20 protein-coding genes are annotated in these 25774 nt (G+C 66.6%); 11 read left to right on the forward strand and 9 right to left on the reverse strand.

Annotated elements, in window-relative coordinates; translation table 11 throughout:
- Window positions 1-51 precede the first annotated feature (51 nt).
- On the reverse strand, window positions 52-615 hold the full coding sequence (locus tag LQ953_RS13585) for a CvpA family protein (RefSeq protein ID WP_231031448.1): 564 nt from the start codon (window positions 613-615) through the stop codon (window positions 52-54).
- A gap of 105 nt (window positions 616-720) precedes the next feature.
- On the opposite strand from LQ953_RS13585, the gene LQ953_RS13590 reads away from it, so the two are divergent.
- Window positions 721-909, forward strand: coding sequence for a hypothetical protein (locus tag LQ953_RS13590; protein WP_231031449.1), 189 nt, complete (start codon window positions 721-723; stop codon window positions 907-909).
- A 201-nt stretch (window positions 910-1110) separates the two neighbouring features.
- Here the strand turns inward: LQ953_RS13590 and radA are convergent, their stop codons facing one another.
- Complete coding sequence (gene radA / locus LQ953_RS13595) at window positions 1111-2478, reverse strand: DNA repair protein RadA (protein WP_231031450.1); 1368 nt, start codon at window positions 2476-2478, stop codon at window positions 1111-1113.
- Window positions 2479-2524: 46 nt separating this feature from the next.
- The gene (locus LQ953_RS16270; protein ID WP_269141491.1) at window positions 2525-2650 is read right to left on the reverse strand and encodes a hypothetical protein; all 126 of its coding nucleotides are present in this window, start codon (window positions 2648-2650) and stop codon (window positions 2525-2527) included.
- A 103-nt stretch (window positions 2651-2753) separates the two neighbouring features.
- Here LQ953_RS16270 and LQ953_RS13600 point away from each other — a divergent pair, with 103 nt between their 5' ends.
- The 5 genes from LQ953_RS13600 to rpoC all read left to right on the forward strand — a co-directional run bounded on the left by LQ953_RS13600 (window position 2754) and on the right by rpoC (window position 14806).
- Complete coding sequence (locus LQ953_RS13600) at window positions 2754-3896, forward strand: glycosyltransferase family 4 protein (protein ID WP_231031451.1); 1143 nt, start codon at window positions 2754-2756, stop codon at window positions 3894-3896.
- A gap of 212 nt (window positions 3897-4108) precedes the next feature.
- Window positions 4109-5332 (forward strand): MFS transporter, encoded by a 1224-nt coding sequence (locus tag LQ953_RS13605; protein ID WP_231031452.1) that lies wholly within the window; start codon window positions 4109-4111, stop codon window positions 5330-5332.
- A gap of 87 nt (window positions 5333-5419) precedes the next feature.
- Complete coding sequence (locus LQ953_RS13610) at window positions 5420-5959, forward strand: alpha/beta hydrolase (protein ID WP_231031453.1); 540 nt, start codon at window positions 5420-5422, stop codon at window positions 5957-5959.
- Between the two features lie 289 nt (window positions 5960-6248).
- Complete coding sequence (gene rpoB / locus LQ953_RS13615; RefSeq protein WP_231031454.1) at window positions 6249-10433, forward strand: DNA-directed RNA polymerase subunit beta; 4185 nt, start codon at window positions 6249-6251, stop codon at window positions 10431-10433.
- A gap of 83 nt (window positions 10434-10516) precedes the next feature.
- On the forward strand, window positions 10517-14806 hold the full coding sequence (gene rpoC / locus LQ953_RS13620; protein ID WP_231031455.1) for a DNA-directed RNA polymerase subunit beta': 4290 nt from the start codon (window positions 10517-10519) through the stop codon (window positions 14804-14806).
- Between the two features lie 645 nt (window positions 14807-15451).
- On the opposite strand, the gene LQ953_RS13625 is transcribed toward rpoC, so the two are convergent.
- Window positions 15452-16186 carry an SDR family NAD(P)-dependent oxidoreductase gene (locus tag LQ953_RS13625; protein WP_231031456.1) on the reverse strand — a complete coding sequence of 245 codons (735 nt, stop codon included), beginning with the start codon at window positions 16184-16186 and terminating at the stop codon, window positions 15452-15454.
- A gap of 85 nt (window positions 16187-16271) precedes the next feature.
- On the opposite strand from LQ953_RS13625, the gene LQ953_RS13630 reads away from it, so the two are divergent.
- The 4 genes from LQ953_RS13630 to LQ953_RS13645 all read left to right on the forward strand — a co-directional run bounded on the left by LQ953_RS13630 (window position 16272) and on the right by LQ953_RS13645 (window position 18870).
- Complete coding sequence (locus tag LQ953_RS13630; protein ID WP_231031457.1) at window positions 16272-16640, forward strand: winged helix-turn-helix transcriptional regulator; 369 nt, start codon at window positions 16272-16274, stop codon at window positions 16638-16640.
- 265 nt (window positions 16641-16905) lie between these two features.
- Window positions 16906-17175, forward strand: coding sequence for a hypothetical protein (locus tag LQ953_RS13635; protein WP_231031458.1), 270 nt, complete (start codon window positions 16906-16908; stop codon window positions 17173-17175).
- A 135-nt stretch (window positions 17176-17310) separates the two neighbouring features.
- Window positions 17311-17973 carry an HAD family hydrolase gene (locus tag LQ953_RS13640; protein ID WP_231031459.1) on the forward strand — a complete coding sequence of 221 codons (663 nt, stop codon included), beginning with the start codon at window positions 17311-17313 and terminating at the stop codon, window positions 17971-17973.
- A 24-nt stretch (window positions 17974-17997) separates the two neighbouring features.
- Complete coding sequence (locus LQ953_RS13645) at window positions 17998-18870, forward strand: 2-dehydropantoate 2-reductase (RefSeq protein ID WP_231031460.1); 873 nt, start codon at window positions 17998-18000, stop codon at window positions 18868-18870.
- Here LQ953_RS13645 and LQ953_RS13650 read toward each other — a convergent pair.
- Genes LQ953_RS13650 through modA form a run of 3 tightly spaced genes read right to left on the reverse strand, consistent with a single transcriptional unit; the run spans window position 18867 to window position 20918 of the window.
- Window positions 18867-19478, reverse strand: a complete 612-nt coding sequence (locus LQ953_RS13650; RefSeq protein WP_231031461.1) for an ATP-binding cassette domain-containing protein — start codon at window positions 19476-19478, stop codon at window positions 18867-18869. The genes LQ953_RS13645 and LQ953_RS13650 overlap by 4 nt on opposite strands.
- Entirely contained in the window at window positions 19468-20160 is a 693-nt protein-coding gene (gene modB, locus LQ953_RS13655) for a molybdate ABC transporter permease subunit (protein WP_231031462.1), read from the reverse strand. Before modB ends, LQ953_RS13650 begins: the two co-directional genes overlap by 11 nt.
- Window positions 20160-20918, reverse strand: coding sequence for a molybdate ABC transporter substrate-binding protein (gene modA / locus LQ953_RS13660; protein ID WP_231031463.1), 759 nt, complete (start codon window positions 20916-20918; stop codon window positions 20160-20162). Before modA ends, modB begins: the two co-directional genes overlap by 1 nt.
- A 97-nt stretch (window positions 20919-21015) precedes the next feature.
- Here modA and LQ953_RS13665 point away from each other — a divergent pair, with 97 nt between their 5' ends.
- Window positions 21016-21807: an SDR family NAD(P)-dependent oxidoreductase gene (locus LQ953_RS13665; RefSeq protein WP_231031464.1), complete on the forward strand. Its 792-nt coding sequence runs from the start codon at window positions 21016-21018 to the stop codon at window positions 21805-21807.
- A 286-nt stretch (window positions 21808-22093) separates the two neighbouring features.
- On the opposite strand, the gene LQ953_RS13670 is transcribed toward LQ953_RS13665, so the two are convergent.
- Window positions 22094-23197: a glycosyltransferase family 2 protein gene (locus tag LQ953_RS13670; RefSeq protein WP_231031465.1), complete on the reverse strand. Its 1104-nt coding sequence runs from the start codon at window positions 23195-23197 to the stop codon at window positions 22094-22096.
- Window positions 23194-25701, reverse strand: a complete 2508-nt coding sequence (locus tag LQ953_RS13675; RefSeq protein ID WP_231031466.1) for a DegT/DnrJ/EryC1/StrS family aminotransferase — start codon at window positions 25699-25701, stop codon at window positions 23194-23196. The genes LQ953_RS13670 and LQ953_RS13675 overlap by 4 nt, the downstream gene beginning before the upstream one ends.
- Between the last annotated feature and the right edge of the window lie 73 nt (window positions 25702-25774).

Here is a 25774-nt window from a genome sequence, read left to right on the forward strand (position 1 = left end):
AGACTTAGGCAAGCCAGGCCGCAAGTGCGAGCGCTTTGCGCTTGGGATGCCCTATTCGCCGTCGCGATTTGCGTTGCGCAGATATTCGTCCCGGTCTTCGCCGAACACCGGCTCGCCGCGCCGGCGCCGATCGACGATCACGGCGATGCCTGCGCTCGTGCGGTCCAGGATCGGATAGGTCGCGGAACCCGTGATCCAGGCCGGCCGACCCGACTTGCCGCCGCCAACGGTATCGAACACCAGCACCACCAGCAGGAATGCGACGCTCACCAGCACCAGGCCCTTGAGTGCGCCAAAGCCGAACCCCAATGCCCGGTCCACCGCCCCCAGGAAGCTGTCGCGCGTGCGCGATCCGATCGCGCGCGCAACCAGCCGCCCGCCGAAATAGGTGGCGCCGCCCAGGATCGCGAAGGCAAGCACCGCGCCGCCCTGCACCGTGCCCACCGTTCCGGCCAGCACCTCTGAGAGTGGTCCATGAAACAGCTTGAGCGCCATCACGACGAGCAGCCAGGCGAGCAGCGCCAGCACTTCGGTCACGAAGCCGCGGATAAAGCCCAGCACCCCTGCTCCGCCAATGGCGAGCAGCACGATGATGTCCAGCCCTGTCAGTCCCATGAAAACCCTCCGCGCGCGTCCCTAGCGCAGGACGGGGGCGGCGCGAAAGCGGAGATCCTTTGGCGCCCCCATGTGTTCTACCTACGAACAGGACAGGAGCAGGTGATGTCGCAGGAAAAGATCAGCAACGGCCCCAACGAACGGGCCAGAGACGAGCCCATCGCGGGCACCGCCCCGGGCATTCCCGACGAAGCCCTAGCCCCGGGCGAGACGCTCCCTGAGCCGCCCACTGACGAAGAGGTCGCCCGCATTGCTGAAAAGCTCGGTGCGCCGGTGCCAAAGGCGGACGGCTGAGCCGCGCCAGTAGGTTGTAAGCGGGCCCGGCTCCTCCAACGTCGAGAAACGCTAACAAGCCGCTTAAATCCTACCCCGTCATCCCGGCCTTGAGCCGGGATCCCGCTTCTTCTTCTGGGGGCGCCGGCTCAAGCCCGGTGACGAAGTGTTGCTCGGCCCAGCCCGAAAGGGTCGAGCCGCAGTTCCCGCCCACGGGATACCTCACCGCCCCAGCAAATGCTCCACCAAAGCACCCAGGTTCCGAAACCCCGAGACCTTCAACCCACCCGCATCCGGCTGCGAAGACGGCGCCAGCGCCCGCTCGAAACCAAGCTTCGCCGCCTCCCGACACCGCAGCGACCCATGCGCCACCGGCCGCACCTCGCCTGAGAGCGCAACCTCGCCGAATAGCACCGCATCCGCCGGCAGCGGCCGCTCGGACAACGCCGACACCAACGCCGCCGCCACTGCCAGGTCCGCAGCCGGGTCCTGCACGCGGTACCCGCCGGCGATGTTCAGATACACTTCGCACGCTGAAAAGCTCAGCCCGCACCGCGCTTCCAGCACCGCCAGGATCATCGCCAGCCGCCCGCTATCCCAGCCGACCACCGCCCTCCGCGGCGTCGCCCCGCTCGCCAGCCGCACCACCAGCGCCTGGATCTCCACCAGCACCGGCCGCGTACCTTCCAATGCCGGGAACACCACCGTGCCCGTCACATTCTCATCGCGCTGCGTCAGGAACAGCGACGACGGATTCGTCACTTCCTCCAGCCCCTCGGACTGCATCGCAAACACGCCGATCTCGTCGGTGCCGCCAAAACGATTCTTCACCGCGCGCAGGATGCGGTATTGGTGGCTCCGCTCCCCCTCAAAGGCGAGCACCGTATCCACCATATGCTCGAGCACGCGCGGCCCGGCGATCGACCCGTCCTTGGTGACATGCCCGACCAGCACCAGCGCCGTGCCGCGTTCCTTGGCAAAGCGGATCAGCTCGCCCGAGCTCGCCCGCACCTGGCTCACCGTCCCCGGCGCGCCTTCGATCAGGTCCGAATGCATCGTCTGGATCGAGTCGATGATCAGCAGCGCCGGCGGCGCGCCTTGGCCCAGCGTGGTCAGGATGTCGCGCACCGATGTGGCTGCCGCAAGCTGTACGGGCGCGTCGCCCAGCCCCAGCCGGCGCGCGCGCAGACGCACCTGGTCCGACGCTTCCTCGCCCGACACATAGGCAACGCTCAGCCCCCGCCGCGCCAGCTTGGCCGCAGCCTGAAGCAGCAGCGTCGACTTGCCGATCCCAGGATCGCCGCCGATCAGCGTTGCGCTGGCCTCGACAAACCCGCCGCCCAGCGCGCGGTCCAACTCGGCAATTCCCGTCGCCATCCGCTCGGGCAGCGCCACATCGGTGTCGAGCCCGGTCAGCTGGATCGCCCGCCCGCCCGATTGCAGGTTATGCCGTGCCTGGAACGGCGTCACCACGCCGCCGGCATCCTCCAGCAGCATGTTCCATTCGGAACAGTCCCCGCACTGCCCGGCCCATTGCGCGGTCACCGACCCGCAGGACTGGCAGACATAGCGTTTCTTCGGTTTCGCCATGCGCGTGAGCCTAGCGCAAGAACAGGACAGGAACAACCGCCAAGCGTCAGCCGGGCGCAACCACCCGCAGCATCACACGGGCGCGGCCAAAGCCCGCCTCGTTGTCGTTCGCCGCCGCCCTTGCGACGCCTTCGAGAGCGCCATCCCAGGCGCTCCAATCCGTCATGTCCATTCCGCACCCCCCGGCGCTTCGTTGATCCCTCCATTTTCATTGTAGAATGCGGCAGGCTCGTGGCAAACTTGCCCGCACCCCATGCCCCCGCTAAGCCGCCGCGATGCAGCCTTCCGACCTTCGCGTCGCGCTCTTCAGCGGCAATTACAATTATGTCCGCGACGGTGCGAACCAGGCGCTGAACTTCCTCGCCGGCCACTTGCTGTCGCAAGGCGTGACGCTGCGGGTCTATTCCCCCACCACCGACAAGCCCGCCTTCGCCCCCACCGGCGAGTTGGTGAGCGTTCCCGCGCTTCCCGTGCCCGGCGGTCGGAGCGAATACCGCTTCGCCTGGCGCCTGCCCGCTGAGACGAAGCGCGACCTGGAGGCCTTCGCCCCCAACATCGTCCATGTCTCGGCTCCCGAGGTGCTCGGCCACCGCGCGGTCAGCTGGGCGCGCGCTCGCGGCATTCCCAGCCTGGCCTCGCTCCACACCCGGTTCGAAACCTATCCCCAATATTACGGCATCGGCTTCGTCGCGCCGTTGATGATCAAGGCGCTCACCCGCTTCTACAACCGCGTCGACCAGGTAGTTACTCCGGGCAAGTCCACCGCCGACCTGCTGCGCGAATGGGGCGTTACCACCCCGATCCGCACCTGGTCGCGCGGCGTCGACCACGACCGCTTCAATCCTGGCCGACGCAGCCTGGAATGGCGCCGCGCGCTCGGCATCGCCGACGATGAGTTCGCCGTCGGTTTTCTCGGCCGCCTGGTCCTGGAAAAGGGCCTCGATATCTTTGCCGAGGTCTGCACCGCGCTGCGAACCCAGGGCGTGCGTCACAAGGTTCTGGTGATCGGCGACGGGCCGGCGCGCGACTGGTTTGCCGAGCGCGTGCCCGACGCGGCCTTTGCCGGGTTTCAGCGCGGCGACGATCTCGGCCGCGCCGTCGCCTCGATGGACGTGCTGTTCAACCCCTCAGTTACCGAAACCTTCGGCAATGTGACGCTGGAAGCGATGGCCGCCGCCGTGCCGGTAGTCGCCGCGCGCGCCACCGGCGCGGTGGACCTGATCGACGAGGGCGTCACCGGCTTCCTCGTTCCCCCGCGCGACGTCGCCGCCTATGCCGGCGCCATCGCCCGCCTGGCGCAGGACCCCGTCCTCTACCGGGCCCAGTCACAGGCCGGCCATGCCAAGGCCCAGGCTTATCGCTGGGACGCGATCAACCAGGTCGTGCTCGACACCTATCTGGAAATGCTCGCCCGCTGAGCGGACCCCTTCTCCCCATGCTTCGTTGACCGGCAAACACCGGAGAAACGCCATGACCTACGATCCCCAGGAAGAGCCCGCGGACGACCAGTCGAACGAGATGGAGCGCGTCCAGGAAGAGGCCGCCGAGGAACGCGAGGAAAACGGCGGCTATCAATAGCCCAAGCGCGCCGCAGGTTGACGCTGCACTGCAGCATGGCCACCTGCGGCGCATGCATGACCTGACCAGCGCCCAACGGGCGGACGCCGCCCCCGCGGCGATCCGCCGCCCCGGCATCGTCCATTTCGCGCTCGCGATGGGCGGCTTCGCGATCGGCACCACCGAATTCGCGACCATGAGCCTGCTGCCCTATTTCGCGCCCGGCTTGGACATCGATGAGCCGACCGCCGGCCACGTCATCAGCGCCTATGCGCTCGGCGTGGTCGTAGGGGCCCCGCTGCTGGCGGTGCTCGGCGCCCGGCTATCACGACGCGTGCTGCTGATCCTGCTGATGGGCGCCTTCGCGCTGTTCAATGGCCTCAGCGCACTCGCCTCCAGCTATGAGCTCATGCTGCTGTTCCGCTTCCTCAGCGGCCTGCCCCATGGCGCCTATTTCGGCATCGCCTCGCTGGTCGCCGCCTCGCTGGTACCTACGGACCAGCGCTCCCAGGCGGTAGGCCGCGTGCTGCTCGGCCTCACCGTCGCCACCGTGATCGGCGTGCCCATGGCCAATTGGATGGGCCAGGCGATCGGGTGGCGCTGGGGCTTCGCGCTGGTGGCTGTGCTGGCCCTCCTGACCATGTTGCTCGTCTGGTTCCTCGCTCCCGGCGACAAGCCCGACCGCAGCGTCAGCCCGCTGCGCGAACTCGCCGCGCTCGGCAATGGTCAGGTGTGGCTGACGCTCGGCATCGGGGCGATCGGCTTTGGCGGCATGTTCTGCGTCTACACCTATGTCGCCTCCACGCTGCTTGAAGTGACCAAGGTGTCCCCGGCTATGATCCCGGTCGCACTGGGCATCTTCGGCCTAGGCATGACCGCGGGCAACATCATCGCCCCGCGCTATGCCGACCGCGCGCTGATGCCCACCGCCGCAGTGCTGCTGATCGGCAGCGCCCTCGCCCTTGCGCTCTACCCGCTTGCCACCGGCAATTTCTGGCTGCTCTGCCTGGACGTATTCGCAGTCGGCTTCGGCGGCGCACTCGGTCCCGTGCTCCAGACCCGGCTGATGGACGTCGCCGGCGACGCGCAGGCACTTGCCGCCGCGCTCAATCACTCCGCCTTCAACACCGCCAACGCGCTCGGCCCCCTGCTCGGCGGCATGGCGGTGGCGGCAGGCTGGGGCTGGTCCTCCACCGGCTATGTCGGCTCCGCGCTCGCGCTGGGCGGCCTGCTGGTCTGGTGCCTTGCGATGCTAAGCGACCGCCGCATTCGCAGACGTGCCGAACAGCGGAACTGAAGGTAAGGTAGGTGGGGGGCAACGCAAAGTTTGTCCTCATTGCTGCTGAGCCGGCATAGCCTCCCAGGATTAGGACGGAGGTCACGTATGCGCGCTCTGCTTGCCACGGGTCAGTTCTCGTTGGTCACGGTTGCGGAACAGGGGCCGTCCGATCTTCTGCGCATGGTCGGCGGATCGTTCGGGAGCCACAGCCATGTGCCGTTCGAGGCGGACACGGTGGCGCAGCGCAATCTGCTGGGGGCGCGGATCGATGCTGCGGTGACGCAGGCGGATCGGGCCGTGCTGCTGGTGGCGCAGGGGGCGGCGTGTTTTGCAGCGGCGTGGTGGGCGCGGCTGTCGCCTAGTGGCTATGTTTCGCGCGTGGCTGGGGCGTTGCTGGTCGCGCCGGTGGAAGATGGGGAGAGCTTTGCCTCGCCGCAGGTTGCGCTGCCGTTTCCGTCCATGCTGGTGGAGAGTTCGGTGGCGCGGCTGGATGGGCGGGCTTTGGCACTGGGTTGGGGGAGCGAGGTTGTGCGCTCGCCCGTCCGTCGGGCGATTGAGCGGTTTACCGGGGCGGTGGTGGAGTCTCGGGTCCGGGCTGCGGAGTCGCTGATTTCGGGGCGGCCAGCATCTGGTATACGCGGATAACGAGAGGTCCAAAAAGGCGGTTATCGTTTTTGCTCAAAGAGTTGCGGTGTATACACCCCCGCCCCCTTTGACATGTAGGATCGGGTGACCTATATCGCCCTCACACCACAGAGCCGGGAAATGATGCGCCGTCGCGCAGTGCATCGACAAGGATTGGTTCTGTGGATCGAGACGACGCTGGGAGCTGCCGAAATCCGAAAGGATGTCGAGCGGCTTTTTCGCGTCGCTTCGCACGTCCCGGCCCCGGACAGGGGCACGAATTTACGGCTGACGAGGCAAGAAAAACCCTATGGCTACCAATGCGATCGAAGGCGGCGCCGCAACTGCGCGCGCAGGCTCGGGCGGGACGCTGAAGCGCCGCATCCGCAAGGTGTTCGGCAACATCCACGAAGTGGTGCAGATGCCGAACCTGATCGAGGTTCAGCGCGAATCCTACGAACAGTTCCTGCGCAGCGATCCTTCGATCGGCTACGTGTCGGGCCTGGAAAAGACGCTGCGGTCGGTGTTCCCGATCCGCGACTTCGCCGGCACCGCCGAGCTCGACTTCGTCAACTACGAGCTTGAGCATCCCAAGTTCGACGTGGAAGAATGCCGTCAGCGCGGCATCACCTATGCAGCGCCGATGCGCGTCACGCTGCGCCTGATCGTGTTCGAGGTCGATCCGGACACGGAAGCCCGGTCGGTGCTCGATATCAAGGAGCAGGACGTGTACATGGGCGACATGCCGCTCATGACCGAGAACGGCACGTTCTTCATCAACGGCACCGAGCGCGTCATCGTCAGCCAGATGCACCGTTCGCCGGGCGTCCTGTTCGACCATGACCGCGGCAAGACCCACGCCAGCGGCAAGTATCTGTTCGCGGCGCGCGTCATCCCGTATCGCGGCTCGTGGCTCGATTTCGAGTTCGACGCCAAGGACATCGTCAACGTCCGTATCGACCGTAAGCGCAAGCTGCCGGTCACGACTTTGCTGTACGCGCTGGGCCTGACCAGCGAGGACATCCTCAACCACTTCTACAACCGCGTGACCTTCGTTCGCGGCGAAGGCGGCTGGCAGATCCCGTTCCAGGCGGAAAACTGGCGCAGCGCGAAGCCGATGTTCGACATTATCGATGCGAGCTCGGGCGAGATCGTGTTCCCGGCCGGCCAGAAGATCAGCCCGCGCGCTGCCAACAAGGCGGCCAAGGACGGTCTGACCACGCTGCTGATCCCGACCGAGGAAATCTTCGGCCGCTACAGCGCGTATGACCTGATCAACGAAGCCACCGGCGAGATCTACATCGAAGCCGGCGACGAAGTGTCGGCCGAGAATCTCGAACTGCTCGACAAGGCAGGCATCGAGCGGCTCGAGCTGCTCGACATCGACCACATCGCCACGGGTCCGTGGATCCGCAACACGCTCAAGGTCGACAAGGCCGAAGAGCGCCAGCAGGCACTGAGCGACATCTATCGCGTCATGCGCCCTGGCGAGCCGCCGACGCTGGAGACCGCAGAGTCGCTGTTCGCCGGCCTGTTCTTCGATCCCGAGCGCTACGACCTGTCGGCCGTGGGCCGCGTGAAGCTGAACATGCGCCTGGACCTCGACGCCGAGGACACCGTCACCACGCTGCGCACCGAAGATCTGCTGGCCGTCATCAAGACGCTGGTCGACCTGAAGGATGGCAAGGGCGAAGTCGACGACATCGACAACCTGGGCAACCGTCGCGTGCGTTCGGTGGGCGAGCTGCTGGAGAACCAGTACCGCGTCGGCCTGCTGCGCATGGAGCGCGCCGTGAAGGAGCGCATGAGCTCCGTCGACGTGTCCACCGTAATGCCGAACGACCTGATCAACGCGAAGCCCGCGGTTGCCGCGGTGCGCGAGTTCTTCGGTTCGTCGCAGCTGTCGCAGTTCATGGACCAGACCAACCCGCTGTCCGAAGTGACGCACAAGCGCCGCGTTTCGGCACTTGGGCCGGGCGGTCTGACGCGTGAGCGCGCAGGCTTCGAAGTCCGCGACGTTCACCCGACCCACTATGGCCGTATCTGCCCGATCGAAACGCCGGAAGGCCCGAACATCGGTCTGATCAACAGCCTTGCGAGCTTCAGCCGCGTCAACAAGTATGGCTTCATCGAGACGCCGTACCGCCGCATCATCGACGGCAAGGTGACCAACGACGTCGTCTATCTGTCGGCGATGGAAGAGGCCAAGCACACGATCGCGCAGGCTTCGGCCGAGCTCGACGAAGAAGGCCGCTTCACCGAGGAACTGGTTTCCTCGCGTCAGGCCGGCGAATTCCTGATGGCGTTCCCGTCGCAGATCACGCTGATGGACGTTTCGCCCAAGCAGCTGGTCTCCGTCGCGGCATCGCTGATCCCGTTCCTGGAAAAGGACGACGCCAACCGCGCGCTGATGGGATCGAACATGCAGCGTCAGGCCGTGCCGCTGGTGAAGGCCGAAGCGCCTTTCGTCGGCACCGGCATGGAAGAGACGGTTGCCCGTGACTCGGGCGCTGCCATCTCGGCACGCCGCGGCGGCGTGGTCGACCAGATCGACGCGTCGCGCATCGTGATCCGCGCCACCGGCGACGTGAATGCGAGCGAAAGCGGCGTGGACATCTACACGCTGATGAAGTTCCAGCGCTCCAACCAATCGACCTGCATCAACCAGCGTCCGCTGGTGAAGGTGGGCGACGTGGTGAAGGCCGGCGACGTGATCGCCGACGGCCCGTCGACCGAGTTCGGCGAGCTGGCGCTGGGCCGCAACGTGCTCGTCGCGTTCATGCCCTGGAACGGCTACAACTACGAAGACTCGATCCTGATCAACGAGCGCATCGTGAAGGACGACGTGTTCACGTCGATCCATATCGATGAGTTCGAAGTGATGGCCCGCGACACCAAGCTGGGGCCGGAGGACATCACGCGCGATATCCCGAATGTCGGCGAGGAAGCCCTGCGCAACCTCGACGAAGCGGGCATCGTGTACATCGGTGCAGAGGTCGAGCCGGGCGACATCCTGGTCGGCAAGATCACGCCCAAGGGCGAGAGCCCGATGACGCCGGAAGAGAAGCTGCTCCGCGCGATCTTCGGTGAAAAGGCCAGCGACGTGCGCGACACCTCGCTTCGCCTGCCGCCGGGCGTTGCCGGTACGATCGTCGACGTGCGCGTCTTCAATCGTCACGGCATCGACAAGGACGAGCGCGCGATGGCAATCGAGCGCGAAGAGATCGAGCGCCTGAAGAAGGACTCGGACGACGAGCGCAACATCCTCAACCGTGCGACCTGGTCGCGGCTTCGCGAGATGCTGCTCGGCCAGACCGCCACGGCAGCGCCCAAGGGCCTGAAGAAGGGTGTCGAGATCGACGCAGACCTGCTCGACAGCGTCGACCGCCACGAGTGGTGGAAGTTCGCGGTCGCCGACGATGGCGTTCAGAGCAACCTGGAAGCGGTGAAGGGCCAGTATGACGAGGCCGTAAAGCGCATCAAGGACAAGTTCGAAGACCGCCGCGAGAAGCTGGAGCGTGGTGACGAGCTGCCCCCGGGCGTGCTGAAGATGGTCAAGGTCTTCGTCGCGGTGAAGCGCAAGCTGCAGCCGGGCGACAAGATGGCCGGCCGTCATGGCAACAAGGGCATCATCAGCCGCATCCTGCCACAGGAGGACATGCCGTTCCTGGAGGACGGTACGCCGGTCGACTTCGTGCTGAACCCGCTGGGCGTGCCTTCGCGCATGAACGTCGGTCAGATCTTCGAAACGCATCTGGGCTGGGCCGCGCGCGGTCTGGGCCGCAAGATCGGCGACGCTCTGGACGCATGGCGCGCAGCCAATCCGAACCCGCAGGCCGGCGAACCGCCGGAAGCGGTCAAGGAGCTGCTGAGCACCGTGTATGGCGAGAACTATGTCGACGAGATCGCGGAGCGTTCGCCCGAACAGCTGCTCGACCTTGCGCAGAATGTCCGTTCGGGCGTTCCGATGGGCACCCCGGTGTTCGACGGCGCGGTCGAGGCCGACGTTTCGGCGATGCTGAAGCTTGCCGGGCTGGACGAGTCGGGTCAGGTCGACCTGTTCGACGGCCGCACGGGTGACCGTTTCGACCGCAAGGTGACGGTTGGGTACAAGTATGTGCTCAAGCTGCACCACCTGGTCGACGACAAGATCCACGCACGTTCGATCGGGCCGTACAGCCTCGTCACGCAGCAGCCGCTGGGTGGTAAGGCGCAGTTCGGTGGCCAGCGCTTCGGTGAGATGGAGGTCTGGGCACTGCAGGCGTATGGCGCAGCCTACACCCTGCAGGAGATGCTGACGGTGAAGTCGGACGACGTGGTCGGCCGCACCAAGGTCTATGAAGCGATCGTCAAGGGTGACGACACCTTCGAGGCCGGCATCCCGGAGAGCTTCAACGTGCTCGTCAAGGAAATGCGCTCGCTGGGTCTTAACGTCGAACTCAAGAACTCCGATCTGGGGTTCGATGACGACGGCGTGGCGATCGCGGCGGAGTGATGGGAGCTGGGAGCGGCGGTTGTTGAAGCCGCTGCTCCCTCCCCTGCCCGTCCAGAGATTTATCCTCCCATGAGGAAAACAAAATGAACGAACTTACCAACTTCGCGAACCCGGTCGCCAAGCCGGAGACCTTTGACCAGATCCAGATCGGCATCGCGTCCCCGGACCGCATCCGTTCCTGGTCGTTCGGCGAGATCAAGAAGCCGGAAACCATCAACTATCGCACGTTCAAGCCCGAGCGTGACGGCCTGTTCTGCGCGCGCATTTTCGGTCCGATCAAGGATTACGAGTGCCTGTGCGGCAAGTACAAGCGCATGAAGTACAAGGGCATCGTCTGCGAAAAGTGCGGTGTCGAAGTCACGGTGTCGAAGGTGCGCCGCGAGCGCATGGGCCATATCGAACTGGCCGCACCGGTTGCGCATATCTGGTTCCTGAAGTCGCTGCCCAGCCGCATCGGCCTGCTGCTCGACATGCAGTTGAAGCAGCTCGAGCGCGTGCTGTATTTCGAGAGCTACATCGTCACCGAGCCGGGCCTGACGCCGCTGGAGAAGTTCCAGCTGCTGACCGAGGACGAGCTGCTCGACGCGCAGGATGAATATGGCGAGGACGCGTTCTCGGCCGGCATCGGCGCCGAGGCGGTCAAGATCATGCTCATGGACCTCGACCTCGAGGGTGAGCGCAAGGACCTTCTGGAAGAGCTGGCGACGACCAAGTCGGAGCTGAAGCCCAAGAAGATCATCAAGCGCCTCAAGGTCGTCGAGAGCTTCATCGATTCGGGCAATCGTCCTGAGTGGATGATCCTGGACGTGGTGCCGGTGATTCCGCCCGAGCTGCGCCCGCTGGTGCCGCTGGACGGTGGCCGCTTCGCGACTTCGGATCTGAACGATCTGTATCGCCGCGTGATCAACCGTAACAACCGCCTGAAGCGCCTGATGGAACTGCGTGCGCCGGACATCATCGTCCGCAACGAAAAGCGCATGCTCCAGGAAGCCGTCGACGCGCTGTTCGATAACGGCCGCCGCGGCCGCACGATCACGGGCGCCAACAAGCGTCCGCTCAAGTCGCTGTCCGACATGCTCAAGGGCAAGCAGGGCCGCTTCCGCCAGAATCTTCTGGGTAAGCGCGTCGACTATTCGGGCCGTTCGGTCATCGTGACCGGTCCTGAGCTCAAGCTGCACCAGTGCGGCCTGCCCAAGAAGATGGCGCTCGAGCTGTTCAAGCCGTTCATCTATGCCCGTCTCGACGCCAAGGGTCTGTCGATGACCCTGAAGCAGGCCAAGAAGTGGGTCGAGAAGGAGCGCAAGGAAGTCTGGGACATCCTGGACGAAGTGATCCGCGAGCACCCGGTTCTGCTGAACCGCGCGCCGACGCTTCACCGTCTGGGCATCCAGGCGTTCGAGCCGGTGCTGATCGAAGGCAAGGCAATCCAGCTTCACCCGCTGGTCTGCTCGGCGTTCAACGCCGACTTCGACGGTGACCAGATGGCCGTCCACGTTCCGCTGAGCCTTGAAGCGCAGCTGGAAGCGCGCGTGCTGATGATGTCGACGAACAACATCCTGTCCCCTGCAAACGGCAAGCCGATCATCGTGCCGTCGCAGGACATGGTGCTGGGCCTCTACTATCTCTCGCTGGAGAAGCAGGGCGAGCCGGGCGAAGGCATGCTGCTGGGCGACATGGCCGAGGTGCACCAGGCACTCCAGGCCGGTGCCGTCACGCTGCACACCAAGATCACCAGCCGCGTTCCGCAGACCGACGAGAACGGCAAGCAGTACCTCAAGCGCTACGAGACGACGCCGGGCCGCATGCTGCTGGGCGAAACGCTGCCGCAGTCGCACAAGGTGCCGTTCGAGACCGTCAACCGCCTGCTGACCAAGAAGGACGTGGGCGACGTGATCGACGAGGTGTATCGTCACACCGGTCAGAAGGAGACCGTGCTGTTCGCCGACGCGATCATGGCACTAGGCTTCCGTCACGCGTTTAAGGCCGGCATCTCGTTCGGCAAGGACGACATGATCATCCCGGCGTCGAAGGACGCGACCGTCGATGAGACCCGTCTGCTCGTGAAGGATTACGAGCAGCAGTATCAGGACGGTCTGATCACGCAGCAGGAGAAGTACAACAAGGTGATTGACGCCTGGAGCCGTTGCGGGGACCAGGTGGCGAGCGCCATGATGGACGAGATCAAGGCTGTGAAGCACTTCACGGACGGCCCCGACGCCGGCCGCGAGAAGCCGATCAACTCGATCTACATGATGGCCCACTCGGGTGCCCGCGGTTCGCAGGCGCAGATCAAGCAGCTGGCCGGCATGCGCGGCCTGATGGCCAAGCCGTCGGGCGAGATCATCGAGACGCCGATCATCTCGAACTTCAAGGAAGGTCTGACCGTTCTTGAATACTTCAACTCGACCCACGGTGCCCGTAAGGGCCTGGCCGACACGGCACTCAAGACGGCGAACTCGGGCTACCTGACCCGCCGTCTGGTCGACGTGTCGCAGGACTGCGTCGTCATGGAAGACGATTGCGGCACCGAGCGCGCGCTGGAGATGAAGGCCATCCTGCAGGGCGGCTCGACCATCGCGTCGCTGGGCGAGCGCATCCTGGGCCGCACCACGGCCGAGGACGTGGTCGACAAGGACGGCACGGTCGTCATCCCGTCGGGCACGCTGCTCGACGAGGCGATGATCACGACGATCGAAGCACTCAACGTGCCTGGCATGAAGATCCGCAGCCCGCTGGTCTGCGAAGCCAAGATCGGCGTGTGCGGCAAGTGCTATGGCCGTGACCTGGCACGCGGTACGCCGGTGAACATCGGTGAAGCCGTCGGCGTCATCGCGGCACAGTCGATCGGTGAGCCGGGCACGCAGCTGACCATGCGTACCTTCCACATCGGTGGTGCGGCACAGCTGAACGAGCAGTCGAACCTGGAAGCGCCGGTGGACGGCACGGTGGAGTATCGCGACCTGCGCGTGATTCTCGACCAGCGCGGCCGCCGCGTGGTGCTGAGCCGTTCGGGCGAAATCGCGATCGTCGACATGGACGGCCGCGAGCTCTCGGTCGATCGCATCCCCTATGGTGCCTACGTCACCGTGGACGATGGCCACATCATCAGCGCGGGCGACCGGATGGCCGAATGGGATCCGTTCACCATGCCGGTGATCACCGAAACCGGCGGTGTCGTGAAGTACCAGGACCTGATCGACGGCAAGACGCTGACCGAGCAGGCCGACGAAGCGACGGGCATCACCCAGCGCGTCGTCACTGAAAACCGCGGCGGTGCAGCCAAGAAGGAGGACCTTCGTCCCCGTCTGACGCTGACCGGCGATGCAGCAGGCGAAGCCGCCCGCTACATGCTGTCGCCCGGCGCGGTGCTGTCGGTCGAAGACGGTGCCACGGTGCAGGGCGGTGACGTTCTGGCCCGTGTGGCGCGCGAGTCCGCCAAGACCCGCGACATCACCGGCGGTCTGCCGCGCGTTGCCGAGCTGTTCGAAGCACGTATCCCGAAGGAAGCGGCGATCATCGCCAAGGTTTCGGGCCGCGTCGTGTTCGGCAAGGACTACAAGGCCAAGCGCAAGATCGGGATCATGCCCGAGGACGGCAGCGATGTCGTGGAGTATCTGGTGCCCAAGTCGAAGGTGATCGACGTTCAGGAAGGCGACTACGTCAAGCGTGGCGACAACCTGATCGGCGGCTCACCCAACCCGCACGACATCCTGGAAACGCTGGGTGTCGAGCCGCTCGCCGAGTATCTCGTCGCCGAGATCCAGGAAGTGTATCGACTCCAGGGCGTGAAGATCAACGACAAGCACATCGAGGTGATCGTTCGCCAGATGCTGCAAAAGGTCGAGATCACCGAAGGCGGCGACACCACGCTGCTGAAGGGCGAGCAGGTCGATCGCGACGAGATGAACGCCGAGAATGCCAAGCTCCAGCCGGGCCAGGCCCATGCACAGGGCAAGCCGGTACTGCTCGGCATTACCAAGGCGTCGCTGCAGACCCGCAGCTTCATCTCGGCGGCGTCGTTCCAGGAGACCACCCGCGTCCTCACCGAGGCGGCGGTCCAGGGCAAGCAGGACACCCTGCTCGGCCTGAAGGAAAACGTGATCGTGGGCCGCCTGATCCCGGCCGGCACCGGCGCAGGCATGAACCGCCTGCGTGTCGCAGCCTCGTCGCGTGACGCCGCGCTCCGCGTGGCCCAGCGCGCGATGCAGGGTGCAGCGATCATCGCGCCGGATTCGGCCGAGCAGCAGCGTGCAGCGGAAAACGCCCGCACGCCGCGCGAGGACACCGGCACCGGTGACGACGCGCTGGCAAGCGTGGTCCCCAGCGGCCACGGCACCGACGCGGACGCCGGCGAGTATCTGAACAAGGAGTGAGAACTCCCTGTTCGGTTGCTAAGGCGCTGAAATGAAGAACCGCCGTCCGGGGATGCCCGGGCGGCGGTTTTTCTTTGGGAGATGGTGGTTCTAAACCGGGTCCATCGGGGAGGTGATTGGAACCCGAGGGCGACTTACTCGGAGGCACACAAGCCTAGTTCCCCGGCGAAGGCCGGGGCCCAGTTGCCACGGAGCTTGCGAGGGCTCGCTGCGCCAACCAGATGCATTGCAGCTGGGCCCCGGCCTACGCCGGGGAACTGGTGTGGATTTTTCAGGGTCAGTGGCGTGGGTGATGGGGGATCAGCCGCTTGGCTGGCGGGGGTTGGCATCCTCGTGACCGGCTGGCGAGGGCGCCAAGTTACAGTTCCCCGGCGCAGGCCGGGGCCCAGTTGCTATGGAGCTCGAGAGGGTTTCCCCACCAACGAAACACATTGCAGCTGTGCCCGGGCCTTCGCCGGGGAACTGGGTGGTTGAGATCTGCCGGGCCTTTGGGTGCGGATGCGGAGATGAGCAGCACCCTGCGCACATGTGGCCGCGTCAGCCTGCGGTTTCGCGTTGCTTCCGTCGACACGCTGAATGCAGAGCCTGCTGCATAGGGAAGCCGCGAGGCGGTGTCCTTTATAGACCCCGCCTCGCGCACCTCCGTCAGATCTGGGCGAGGCCGCCGTCGACGAAGACTTCGGCGCCGGTCATGAAGCTGCTGTCGCTTGAGGCGAGGAAGGCGGCGACGGCCGCGACTTCGGCGGGATCGCCGAGGCGGCCGATGGGGGTGGAGGCGCCTAGTGCCTCGAAGCTCTCCGTGCCGATGACATCGAGCGCCAGTTCGGTCCGCGTCGGGCCGGGCGAGACCACGTTGACGCGGATGCCAGTGCCCTTGAGGTCGAGTGCCCAGCTGCGCGCGAAGTTGCGCACCGCCGCCTTGGACGCGCTGTAGACGCTGAAGCTGGGGGTGCCCATCTCGCCGGTGGTGGAGCCGGTGAGGATGATCGACCCGCCGGCGCGCATCAGCGGCAGGCCCTTTTGCACGGTGAACAGTGTGCCCTTCACATTGACGTCAAAGGTGCGGTCGAAATGCTCGGGCGTGATCTCGCCGAGCGGCAGCAGCTCGCCAGTACCAGCATTGGCGGCCAGGATGTCGAGCCCGGCCCCGCGCGCGGAGACCGCGGCGAACAGCCGGTCGAGATCGCCCAGATCGCTGGCCGAGCCCTGCACGGCGGCGGCATGGGAGCCGAGCTTGGCCGCGGCGGCATCGAGCACGTCGCCGCGCCGACCGAAGAGGAACACGAAGGCGCCCTCGTCGACGAAACGCTCTGCCATGGCAAAGCCGATCCCGCTGCCGCCGCCGGTCACTACCGCGGTCTTGCCGTTCAACCTGTTCATCTTGTCGTCTCCTTGTTTGGGTGACGCAAAGCTGGCCAGCCACAAACCTATCGACAAGTATGCACCTTTTGGTAAGTACCTGATTATGTCTGAAGTGCTCCCCGTCGCGCCGAGCTTTTCCTGCGGCCTGGACGTCACGCTCCGGGTGATCGCGGGCAAGTGGAAGCCGCTGATCCTGTATTTCCTGCTGGATGCGCCCAACCGTTATGGCGCGCTCAAGCGGGCGGTGCGCGGCGTCAGCGACAAGGTGCTGATCCAGCAGCTCAAGGAATTGGAAAGCGACGGGATCGTGGTTCGCACCGATTACAAGGAAGTGCCGCCGCGGGTGGATTATGCGCTGACGCCGCTGGGCCGCAGCCTGGCGCAGGCACTGGCGCCGCTGTGCCAATGGGGCACTGACCATATGGAGGAAGTGGCGCAGGTGCTGGCCGAGCGGGATAGCTGGCAGCGCTGAATGCGGGAGCGTTCGTGGTGCCGATTGCGTGCAACGCGGTGCGGTGACGTCTCACTTTTTCTTTGAAGCTTTGCCGACATCGGCTGAGAAACGGCAGAAACGGTGGGCTGTTGGCGATCCGTAACAGGTTTTCCGCCTGACTTATTCGCGGCTTACGCAGTGAACGCGGTTAATCACTGCGGAACATCTTCACGTGATGGGAGGTTTTTACGTCGTGTTCCACAGGGTGCATGAAGTAAAACCCTGACGATCTAGGAGATTTGATATGGGTCCTCTCAGCGACATCTTCGGCGGCGACCAGAACGCTTCGTCGAGCGAAGGCACCGGCAACAGCAGCGACTTCATGGGCGACCTGACCAGCACGGTCGGCCTGGACGCTTCGTCTTCGAACGACAGCTATTCGGCGGATGAAGACGGCAATGTCGACGCCAGTTCTTCGGACAACGCGCTGAACCTCGACACCAGCACCGACGGCCTTCTGAGCAGCGTCACCGACAGCTTCTCGTCGTCCAGCGACTCGACTTCGGACCAGTAATCCGAACAAGTTTCGTCCGAAAGGGGCGGGCCGGCAACGGCTCGCCCCTTTTGCGTTGCGCAGCGGGCCTTGGCGGCCGCGGCAACGAACCACGTGGGGGCGCGTTAGGTGCGCCTGCCCTTTTCGGAGAATATCATGCCGCTTCAAGCTGTTCTGTTCGACCTCGACGGCACGCTGGTGGACAGCAACGATTATCATGTGGCGGCGTGGGAAGTAGCGTTTCGCGAGGCGGGCCATGCCATCACCACCGAGCAAATCCACGGGCAGATCGGCAAGGGCGGCGACAATCTGGTGCCGGCGCTGCTGCCCGAACTGGGCGCGGATGCGGTGGAAGCGCTGGGCAAGGCGCAGGGCGATGCCTTCCGGGAGCAGTATCGTGATCGAATCCACCCCTTCCCCGGCGCGCGCGATCTGATGGCGCGGGTCGCGCAGGACGGCCGTCAGGTGGTGCTCGCCTCTTCGGCGGGGAGCGAGGACATCGACCATTATGTCGAACTGCTGGGTGCGAAGGGCCTGATCGCCTTTGCCACCGGCAAGGACGATGTCGAACATTCCAAGCCCGACCCCGACATCTTTGCCGCCGCAGTGCGTAAGGCTGGGGTGGCGGCGGCGGACTGCCTGGTGATCGGCGACACGCCCTATGACGTGCAGGCGGCCAAGGCGTGCGGGATCGACGCGGTCGGGCTGTTGTCGGGCGGGTTCGGCGAAGATGTGCTGCGGGAGGCGGGCGCGATCGCGGTCTATGCGGACGTGGCGGCGCTGTTGGCGGGATATGACGGCTCGCCGCTGGCGCGCTGAGCGCGGCTGGCTTAAGCCGCCGCGATGATCCGTATTGCAGTGATTGGCGCCGGGGCGATCGGCGGGACGCTGGCCGCATGGCTTGCGCAGAACGGCGAGCACCAGGTGACCTTGTGCGTGCGCAGCGGGCTCGACGATCTGGAGGTGGAGACGCCTGCCGGTGTGATCCGCGCCGCGCCCGCCGTGCTGACCGACCCCGCGCAGGCCGAGCCGGTCGACTGGGTGCTGGCGGCGACCAAGACCTATGACTGCGCGGGCGCGGCGGCGTGGCTGCCCGGGCTGATCGGGCCGGAGACGCGGCTGGCGGTGATCCAGAACGGGGTGGAGCATCTGTCGCGCTTTCCCAGCGTCCCGCGCGAGCGCACGGTGCCGGTGATCATCGACCTGCCGGTCGAGCGCACTGCGCCGGGGCGGATCGTGCAGCGGCGCGACGGCACCATCCTGGTGCCCGAAGGTGAAGCGGGCGCTGCGTTCGTGCAGCTGTTCGCCGGCACGATCCTCGACGCGCAGACCACGCCCGACTGGCTGACCGCGGCGTGGCGCAAGCTGGCGATCAATTGTTCGGGGATCGTCAGCGCGATCACCCTGCGCGCGGCGGAAGTGGCGAACGATCCGGGCACCGCCGAGGTGATGCGCATGCTGGTGCGCGAGTGCATCGCCGTCGGCCGGGCCGAGGGGGCGACGCTGCCCGACAGCCTGGCCGACCGGATCGTCGTGTGGACGACGCGGGCGCATCCGCAGTCGGTGAACTCGCTCCATGCCGACTTCCTGGCCAAGCGGCCGATGGAGCTGGACGCCCGCAACGGCGTGATCGTGCGGCTGGGCGAGCGGCACGGGATCGATGCGCCGATGAACCGGTCGCTGGCCGCGCTGCTGGCGGCAGCGGCGGCGGCTTAGAGTTCGACGATCCGGTTGCCCAAGCGGCGTGCTTCGTTGGGGTCGTGCGTGACGAGCAGGATGGGGAGCGCCAGGGTGTCGCGGACCCGCTCGATCAGGCCCATGATCTCTTCGCGGCGGCCGCGGTCGAGCGAGGATAAAGGCTCGTCCAGAAGCAGGAAGCGCGGGTTGGAGAGCAGCGCCCGGCCGATCGCGACGCGGCGGGCCTCGCCGCCGGAGAGCCCGCGCGGCCAACGGTCGAGCAGCGGTTCCAGGCCGAGCAGCGCGATGGTATCGTCCACGTCGATGCTGCCCTCCCCCTTGCGATAGCCGTAGAGCAGGTTGGCACGCACCCGCATATGCGGGAAGAGGCGCGGCTCCTGAAAGACATAGCCGGCGCGGCGGCGATGTGGCGGCAGGTTCACGCGCTTGACGGAGTTGAACAGCAAAGTGTCGCCGACACGGACATGGCCGTGGTCGGGCTTTCGCAAGCCAGCGATCATGTGGAGCACGCTGGTCTTGCCGACGCCCGATGGGCCGAACAGCACGGTCAGCCCTGGCGCGGGCGGGATGACGCAGGTCACCAGCGCCGTGCCGATGCGCGCGGTGACATCGACGTCAAAAGACATGAAGGCCTCGGTTCGATCGGCGGGCGAGGAGTTCCGAAAGGATCAACGCGCCAAGCGCCAGCACCACCGAGATCAGCGCGAGGCGCAGCACCAGCGCCTCGCTGCCCGGCACCTGGAGCGCGGAATAGATGGCGAGCGGCAGCGTCTCGGTCTCCCCTGGAATGTTGGAGACGAAGGTGATGGTGGCGCCGAACTCGCCCAGCGCGCGGGCAAAGCCGAGCACGAGACCCGCGATGATGCCGGGCAGGCTGAGCGGCAGGGTGATCGTCCAGAACACGCGCAGGCGCCCTGCCCCCAGCGTGCGCGCGGCCTGCTCCAGGCGCGGCTCGACCGCCTCGATCGACAGGCGCATGGCACGCACCATCAGCGGCAGTGCCATGACGGCGGCGGCGAGCGCGGCGCCGGTCCAGCGGAACATGACGCTGACCCCCAGCCACTTGGCAAGCCACGCCCCCGCAGGTCCCGCGGGCGCGAAGGCGAGCAGCAGCAGCCAGCCGGTCACCACCGGTGGGACGACCAGCGGCAAGTGGACGATGCCGTCGATCAGCACCTTGCCCGGGAACCGCCCGCGCGCGAGCAGATAGGCGAGCGCAAAGGCGACCGGCAGCGCGGAGAACACGGCGGCGCCGGCGACCCTGAGCGACAGCGCGACGATCCCCCACTCCTGTGGCGAGAGCTGCATCACAGCGGCTGGAAACCGAACCTGGCGAAGATCGCCTTGCCCTCGCTCGAGAGCAGGAAGCGCCGCAGCGGCTCGGCATCGGGGCTGCGCGACGTTTTGAGCCGCGCGAGCGGATAGCGGATCGGCGGGTGGCTGCCGGCCGGGAACATGCGAAAGGCGCGGACGCGCTGCGACGCGCGCGCGTCGGTGGCATAGACGATGCCCCACTCCGCCGCCCCACGTTCCACCAGCGCCAGCGCAGCGCGGACATTCTCGGCGCGCACGACGCGGGGCGATACCCTGGCCCACAAGCCCAGGCGTTCGAGCGCGGCCTTGCCATATTTGCCGGCGGGTACCGCCTCCACATCGGCCATGGCGATGCGGCCCTGGCGCAGCACGCGCGCCAGCGGGATGTTCGCGGCAATACGCGGCGCGGCGGCGGACTGGACGACGACCAGGCGGTTGCCGAGGAATGGCGCGCGCGTGCCCGGGACCAGCAGGCCACGCTGCGCGACATAGTCCATCCAGGGTTCGTCCGCGGACAGGAACAGGTCTGCCGGGGCGCCCGAAACGATCTGGCGCGCGAGTGCGGAGGAGCCGGCAAAGGAGAGCACCGGGCGGGCATGCCCCCTGCCCGCCCACGCGTCGGCAACGGCGTTCATCGATTCCTGAAGGCTGGCTGCGGCGAGCACCAGCGGCGCGGAACCGGCAGCGCGCGCGGGACGCGCAAGGGCAAGGGTGCCGATGCCGGCAAGAAGGCTTCTGCGGTTGACCAACATTTCAGAGCTATGGCGCATGGCTTGCAGGCGGGGCAACCCGGCGCGTGGAGTGAACCGAGAGGCTTGTGGTTGGTTGGAGTGGCGAACGGAGAGTCCCATGACCATCAACCAAGTTCCCGCAGTCCAGACCGCGCTCGTGACCGGAGGGTCCAGCGGCATCGGGCTGGAGCTTGCCCGCTGCTTTGCCAAGGCGCACCGCCGCGTGATCATCGTCGGCAAGGACGAAGCCAAGCTGGCCCGCGCCGCGGACGACCTGCGCGGCAGCGGCGCGCATGAAGTGATTGCGTGGAGCATCGACCTGGCCGGAAACGACGGCGGCGCGCGGCTGTTCGCCAAGGCGCAGGAACATGGCGAGGCGATCGACTATCTAGTGCTGAACGCAGGTTCCGGCGCGTGGGGCAAGTTCGTCGGTGAAACCGACTGGAAGCTGGAGCTGGAGGGTATCCAGGTCAACAACATCTCCACCGTACTCGCGGCCAAGCTGTTCCTGCCCGCCATGGTGCAGCGGGGATCGGGTCGCGTGCTGATCACGTCCTCGGTCGTGGCGCTTGGGCCATCCGCCAAGCTAGCGGTGTATTCGGCGACCAAGGCGTTCCTGTATGCTTTCGCCGAGGCGTTGCGCGAGGAGCTTGCCGGTACGGGCGTAAGCGTGACCGCGCTGATGCCGGATCTGACGCAGTCCGACTTCTTCGAGCGTGCGGGGGTCGATCCGGATTCGATCACCGCCAAGGAGCCCAAGGCCGATCCGGCACATGTCGCGGAGATCGGGTACGAGGCGATGATGAAGGGGCGCGATCATGTGGTGGCGCCGCATCTGTCCGCAGTGAAGATGGCGGCTGCTTCGGTGTTGCCAACCTGGCTTACGACGAAGTTCGCACGGGCGGAGTAGGGTTTTTGGCTTCGGCTGCGGGTGTATTCGAGGGCTGAGCGCCGTCGAGGCTGTGCCGGAGCTGGGCCCCGGCCTTCGCCGGGGAACTCGTGGCCGTGGGAGTGGTGTGCGCCAACAATCCTCCCCCGGAGGGGAGGGGGACCAAGCGCAGCTTGGTGGAGGGGTAGTCTCCACAAGCGACTCAGCCCGCGGCCAACACCCCTCCACCACTCGCCGCGCGAGCGGTCCCCCTCCCCCTCCGGGGGAGGATCTTTGCGCGGTCGCCGGTGGATGCCTTCCGCAAAGTTTACCTAGGCGGAGAGCTCCCTCCACCACCGCCTTTGGCGGCGGTCCCCCTCCCCGTGCCGGGGAGGATCTTCAGGCGCCTGGCTGTGCCGATGGCTTGGCTTGCGAGCAGGTCGGGGAGTTGCTTGAACGCCGGGCGTGGGCGGCCTTGCGTGAGGCTGTGATGGAGCCCCAGCGTGCCTGCCCGGACTGCGGTGCGGGTGACTTGCCACCAGAGGCTGCCGAGTTCGCCGTTCATGTAGTCGCGTTCGGCGTCGCTGTAGCTGTGCTGGGCGAGCAGGGTGTCGCGCAAGCTGGTGAGCGTGCCGAACAGCAGGTCGAGCGTGGCGCGATCGGGCACGGGCACGCCATCCATGACGTGCCGGACCAGCAGCCGGGCGATGTCGGGTGCGCCCTCCCCCAGCAGCGCACGGTGGCGATCGCGCAGCACATCCTCGGCATGCGCAATCATGGTGTCCGTATAAACCTGCGACGCGCCGCCGGGGTGGACGCGGTAGAGCATCAGCACTTCGTCGATCTGGTCGATGCGGCCATGCGCGCGCAGGCGCTGGTACAGGTCGAAATCCTCGACATAGCGGCGCTCGGGGCGCTCGAACGGGTCGAGCCGGCGTGCGGCGTCGGCGCGGAACATGACCGAGGACCAGGCAATCGGATTGCGGATCAGCATCAGCCAGTCGATGCGCGCGCGGCTCAAGGGGCGCGGCCATTGCCCGGGCTGCCGCTTGCCGTCGACCAGCAGGTCGGCAGCGGTGCTGACCAGGACAGTGTCGGGGTAGCGGTCGAGGAACGGGACCTGTTTGGCGAAGCGTTCGGGCAGGCTGAGGTCATCCTGATCGAGGCCGGCGACATAGCGGCCGCGGACTTCGGCAAAGGCCCGATTGCGGGCGACCACGGGGCCGCCATTCTCGGCCGAGCAGATCACGCGGATACGCGAGTCGCCGAAGCGCTCCAGCACGGCGACGCTGTCGTCCCGCGAGCAGTCGTCGACGGCGATCAGCTCCCAGTCGGTCAGCGTCTGTGCCTGGAGGCTCTTCAGGGTCTCGGGAAGATGGACGGCGCCATTATAGACCGCCATCACGACCGAGACGGTCGGCGGCAGTGTCACGCAGCAGCCCGGGCGCTTCGGTCCAGCAGCTGGTCGACGATCATCTGGCCGATATCGTTCTGCCACAGCCATAGGCCGTTCGCCTTGCCGCTGAAGCTGGCTTCGCCGCCGAGTTTGCCGTCGGGGACATGACCCGAGGCGAGGCCGATGCCGTAGACGCCGGGGACCGCCCTGCCCTGTGCGTCGATCACGCGGCATTGCTGATCGACAAGACGAGGGCGACTGCCGCTGTCGGCGGCGAGCGCGATGCGGGCGCCGGCGGCGTCATATAGCGGGAGCGCGCGGGGGCGGTAGCCGAGCGCGCCGATCACCACATCGGCCTGCGCGAGTTCGGCGCGGATCACTGCCTCATCGTGCTGGCTGATCTGGCGGAGCGCCATGCGCGGATCGGGCGCGCGGCCGCCGATGCCGAGCATGCGCAGCACCAGCTCGCGCGCTTCGAGGCGGAAGCCGGCCAGGCGATAGACGAAGCCGCTCAGGGGGCAGATGTCCTGCGGGCCGAAGTCGGTGAAGCCATCGGCGTGTGCGGCCTCGACCGAGGGGTAGAAGGGGCGCAGCGGGCGGCGGTGGTACAGCGCGAGCGCGCCGGCACCGAGCGGCAGTGCGGGGCATGCCTTGAGGAGCAGGCAGGCGGCAGCGAGCGCGCTGGTCGAGCCGCCGACGACGGCGATGCGGGGGGCGCGGATGTCGGCGATACGGGCACGGAGTTGCTCGAGCCCGCCGATTCGCAGGAACGCGTCGCCGGGCATCAGCCGGTCGCCGGCGAGGTCACCCAGCGACATGCCGGCAACCGGTTCGGCCCGGAGTTCGTCGGGCGACTGGTGGCCGCCGGTGGCGATCACCAGGCTGCGGGTGCGCATCACGCGTTCCTGCCCGGTGACCAGATTGCGGACGCGGGCCGACCAGGTGCCGTCCGGTGCCTGACGCGCGTCGAGCACTTCGCTGCGGGTGGCGATCACGCCGCCATTTTCCGCGACGAGGCTGGCGAGTTGCGCGCCTGTGGCTTCGAGCAAGGGCGTGGTGCGGGCGAGCGGCACGCCGAGCTTCCCGGCATACCCCGCCACTTCGCGGCCGGCATGATGCTCGGTGAGGCCGGCGATGCTTGCGTGCGCATTGCCCTTCACGGCGGTCAGGAAGGTCTCGGCAGTGCTGTCGGAGGTGATGGCATAGCTGCCCAGTTCGCCGCGCCCGAGCACGGCGTCGCGCTCCACCACAGCAAGGCCGCTGGCGGCGAGCGGAAGCAGCGCGCCCGACTTGCTGGCGGCGGTGAGCAGCGCGGTGCCGGCCGGGCCCCCGCCGACCACCAATGCGGCGTGGACGAAGCTGCCGCGGCGTTCGCGGCCAAGCCCGTGAAGGCCCGAGCGAACGCAGGCGTCGATCAGCGTCTCGCAGACGCGCTCGACATCGGCTTCGGTCATGCTGTCCGTGACCGGCAAGGAAAGCATGCGCGCGGCGACATCCTCGGTGACGGGCAGCGGCTCGGCCACCCCATGCGCACGGAACCAGGGCTGCTCGCCCAGATGCGGACTGAAATACTGGCCGGCGCCGATGCCGGCTTCGTCGAGCATGCGCAGGATGGCGCGGCGATGGCCGGCAAAAGCGCGCGGCAGCAGCACCGACTGGAACTGGAGCGCGGGCTGGGTGCCGCGCAGGTGCTGGAACTCGAAGCCGTTCTCGGCGGCGAACGCGCCCAGCCGCTCACGGTAGACAGCGTCCAAGCGCATGCGGTGCGCAGCCACGCTGTCGAGTGCGTGCAGCCGTTCCGACGCGAGCAGGCCCAGCACTTCGGGCAGTTTGGCGTTGAGCCCGGGCCCTTCGGCCGAGCGCGCACCGGCAAAGCCGAAATTGGTCATGCGCCGCAGCTCGTCGATCAGAGCGGGATTGCCCGAGTGGATCAGCCCGCCCTCGGCCGTGGCAAAGACCTTGGTCGCGTGCATCGAATATACGATGGCGAAAGGCGCATCGGTGCCGAACTGGCGTCCTGCGGCATCCCGCGCGCCCAGCGAGGCGGCGGCGTCGACCACCACGCCGACACCGCGGTCGGCATAGGTGCGGTAGCGATCAAGCTCGATGCCGGCGCCGAAGGTGGCATAGGGTACGACCACGGCGATGCGGTCGCCATAGCGGTCGAACGCTCTCGCCTCCGCCTGCGCACAGGCCGCCCAGTCCTGTGGGTCGATGTCGCACAGCAGCGGGGTAAGCCCGGCCCAGAGCGCGGCATGGGCCGTGGCGGCGAAGGTGAAGGCAGGGATCAGCGCAAAGGCGCCGGTGCCGGCGCGCGGACCGGCGGCTTGGCGAATAGCGATCATCAGCCCGAGCGTGGCGTTGGCGACGGCGAGGCAGTCGCCCTTGTCCCCGAACAGCTGGGCAGTCGCGTCAGCTTCGAAACCGCGCACCACCGGGCCGCCATTGGAATAGATGCCGCGATGCTCGATCGCACGCAGCTGCGCGGCCATGCCGCTCAACCGTGGCGGTTGCGGCGCGATCAACGGCAGCCGGTTCATCAACGTCTCCCCCAACCAGACCCGCTGGTCCTGACAGGGCGAAGACTTGCCCGAAGGCGCCTTAGATTTGGTA

The sequence above is a fragment of the Sphingomonas sp. IC-56 genome (genome assembly GCF_021043375.1).
Lineage (GTDB): Bacteria > Pseudomonadota > Alphaproteobacteria > Sphingomonadales > Sphingomonadaceae > Sphingomonas.

What these genes read in the sequence shown, in the direction of transcription:
- LQ953_RS13585 (WP_231031448.1), bottom strand. Translation starts at nt 615, where the DNA reads ATGGGACTGACAGGGCTGGACATCATCGTGCTGCTCGCCATTGGCGGA.
- LQ953_RS13590 (WP_231031449.1), top strand. Translation starts at nt 721, where the DNA reads ATGTCGCAGGAAAAGATCAGCAACGGCCCCAACGAACGGGCCAGAGAC.
- radA (WP_231031450.1), bottom strand. Translation starts at nt 2,478, where the DNA reads ATGGCGAAACCGAAGAAACGCTATGTCTGCCAGTCCTGCGGGTCGGTG.
- LQ953_RS16270 (WP_269141491.1), bottom strand. Translation starts at nt 2,650, where the DNA reads ATGGACATGACGGATTGGAGCGCCTGGGATGGCGCTCTCGAAGGCGTC.
- LQ953_RS13600 (WP_231031451.1), top strand. Translation starts at nt 2,754, where the DNA reads ATGCAGCCTTCCGACCTTCGCGTCGCGCTCTTCAGCGGCAATTACAAT.
- LQ953_RS13605 (WP_231031452.1), top strand. Translation starts at nt 4,109, where the DNA reads ATGCATGACCTGACCAGCGCCCAACGGGCGGACGCCGCCCCCGCGGCG.
- LQ953_RS13610 (WP_231031453.1), top strand. Translation starts at nt 5,420, where the DNA reads ATGCGCGCTCTGCTTGCCACGGGTCAGTTCTCGTTGGTCACGGTTGCG.
- rpoB (WP_231031454.1), top strand. Translation starts at nt 6,249, where the DNA reads ATGGCTACCAATGCGATCGAAGGCGGCGCCGCAACTGCGCGCGCAGGC.
- rpoC (WP_231031455.1), top strand. Translation starts at nt 10,517, where the DNA reads ATGAACGAACTTACCAACTTCGCGAACCCGGTCGCCAAGCCGGAGACC.
- LQ953_RS13625 (WP_231031456.1), bottom strand. Translation starts at nt 16,186, where the DNA reads ATGAACAGGTTGAACGGCAAGACCGCGGTAGTGACCGGCGGCGGCAGC.
- LQ953_RS13630 (WP_231031457.1), top strand. Translation starts at nt 16,272, where the DNA reads ATGTCTGAAGTGCTCCCCGTCGCGCCGAGCTTTTCCTGCGGCCTGGAC.
- LQ953_RS13635 (WP_231031458.1), top strand. Translation starts at nt 16,906, where the DNA reads ATGGGTCCTCTCAGCGACATCTTCGGCGGCGACCAGAACGCTTCGTCG.
- LQ953_RS13640 (WP_231031459.1), top strand. Translation starts at nt 17,311, where the DNA reads ATGCCGCTTCAAGCTGTTCTGTTCGACCTCGACGGCACGCTGGTGGAC.
- LQ953_RS13645 (WP_231031460.1), top strand. Translation starts at nt 17,998, where the DNA reads ATGATCCGTATTGCAGTGATTGGCGCCGGGGCGATCGGCGGGACGCTG.
- LQ953_RS13650 (WP_231031461.1), bottom strand. Translation starts at nt 19,478, where the DNA reads ATGTCTTTTGACGTCGATGTCACCGCGCGCATCGGCACGGCGCTGGTG.
- modB (WP_231031462.1), bottom strand. Translation starts at nt 20,160, where the DNA reads ATGCAGCTCTCGCCACAGGAGTGGGGGATCGTCGCGCTGTCGCTCAGG.
- modA (WP_231031463.1), bottom strand. Translation starts at nt 20,918, where the DNA reads ATGTTGGTCAACCGCAGAAGCCTTCTTGCCGGCATCGGCACCCTTGCC.
- LQ953_RS13665 (WP_231031464.1), top strand. Translation starts at nt 21,016, where the DNA reads ATGACCATCAACCAAGTTCCCGCAGTCCAGACCGCGCTCGTGACCGGA.
- LQ953_RS13675 (WP_231031466.1), bottom strand. Translation starts at nt 25,701, where the DNA reads ATGAACCGGCTGCCGTTGATCGCGCCGCAACCGCCACGGTTGAGCGGC.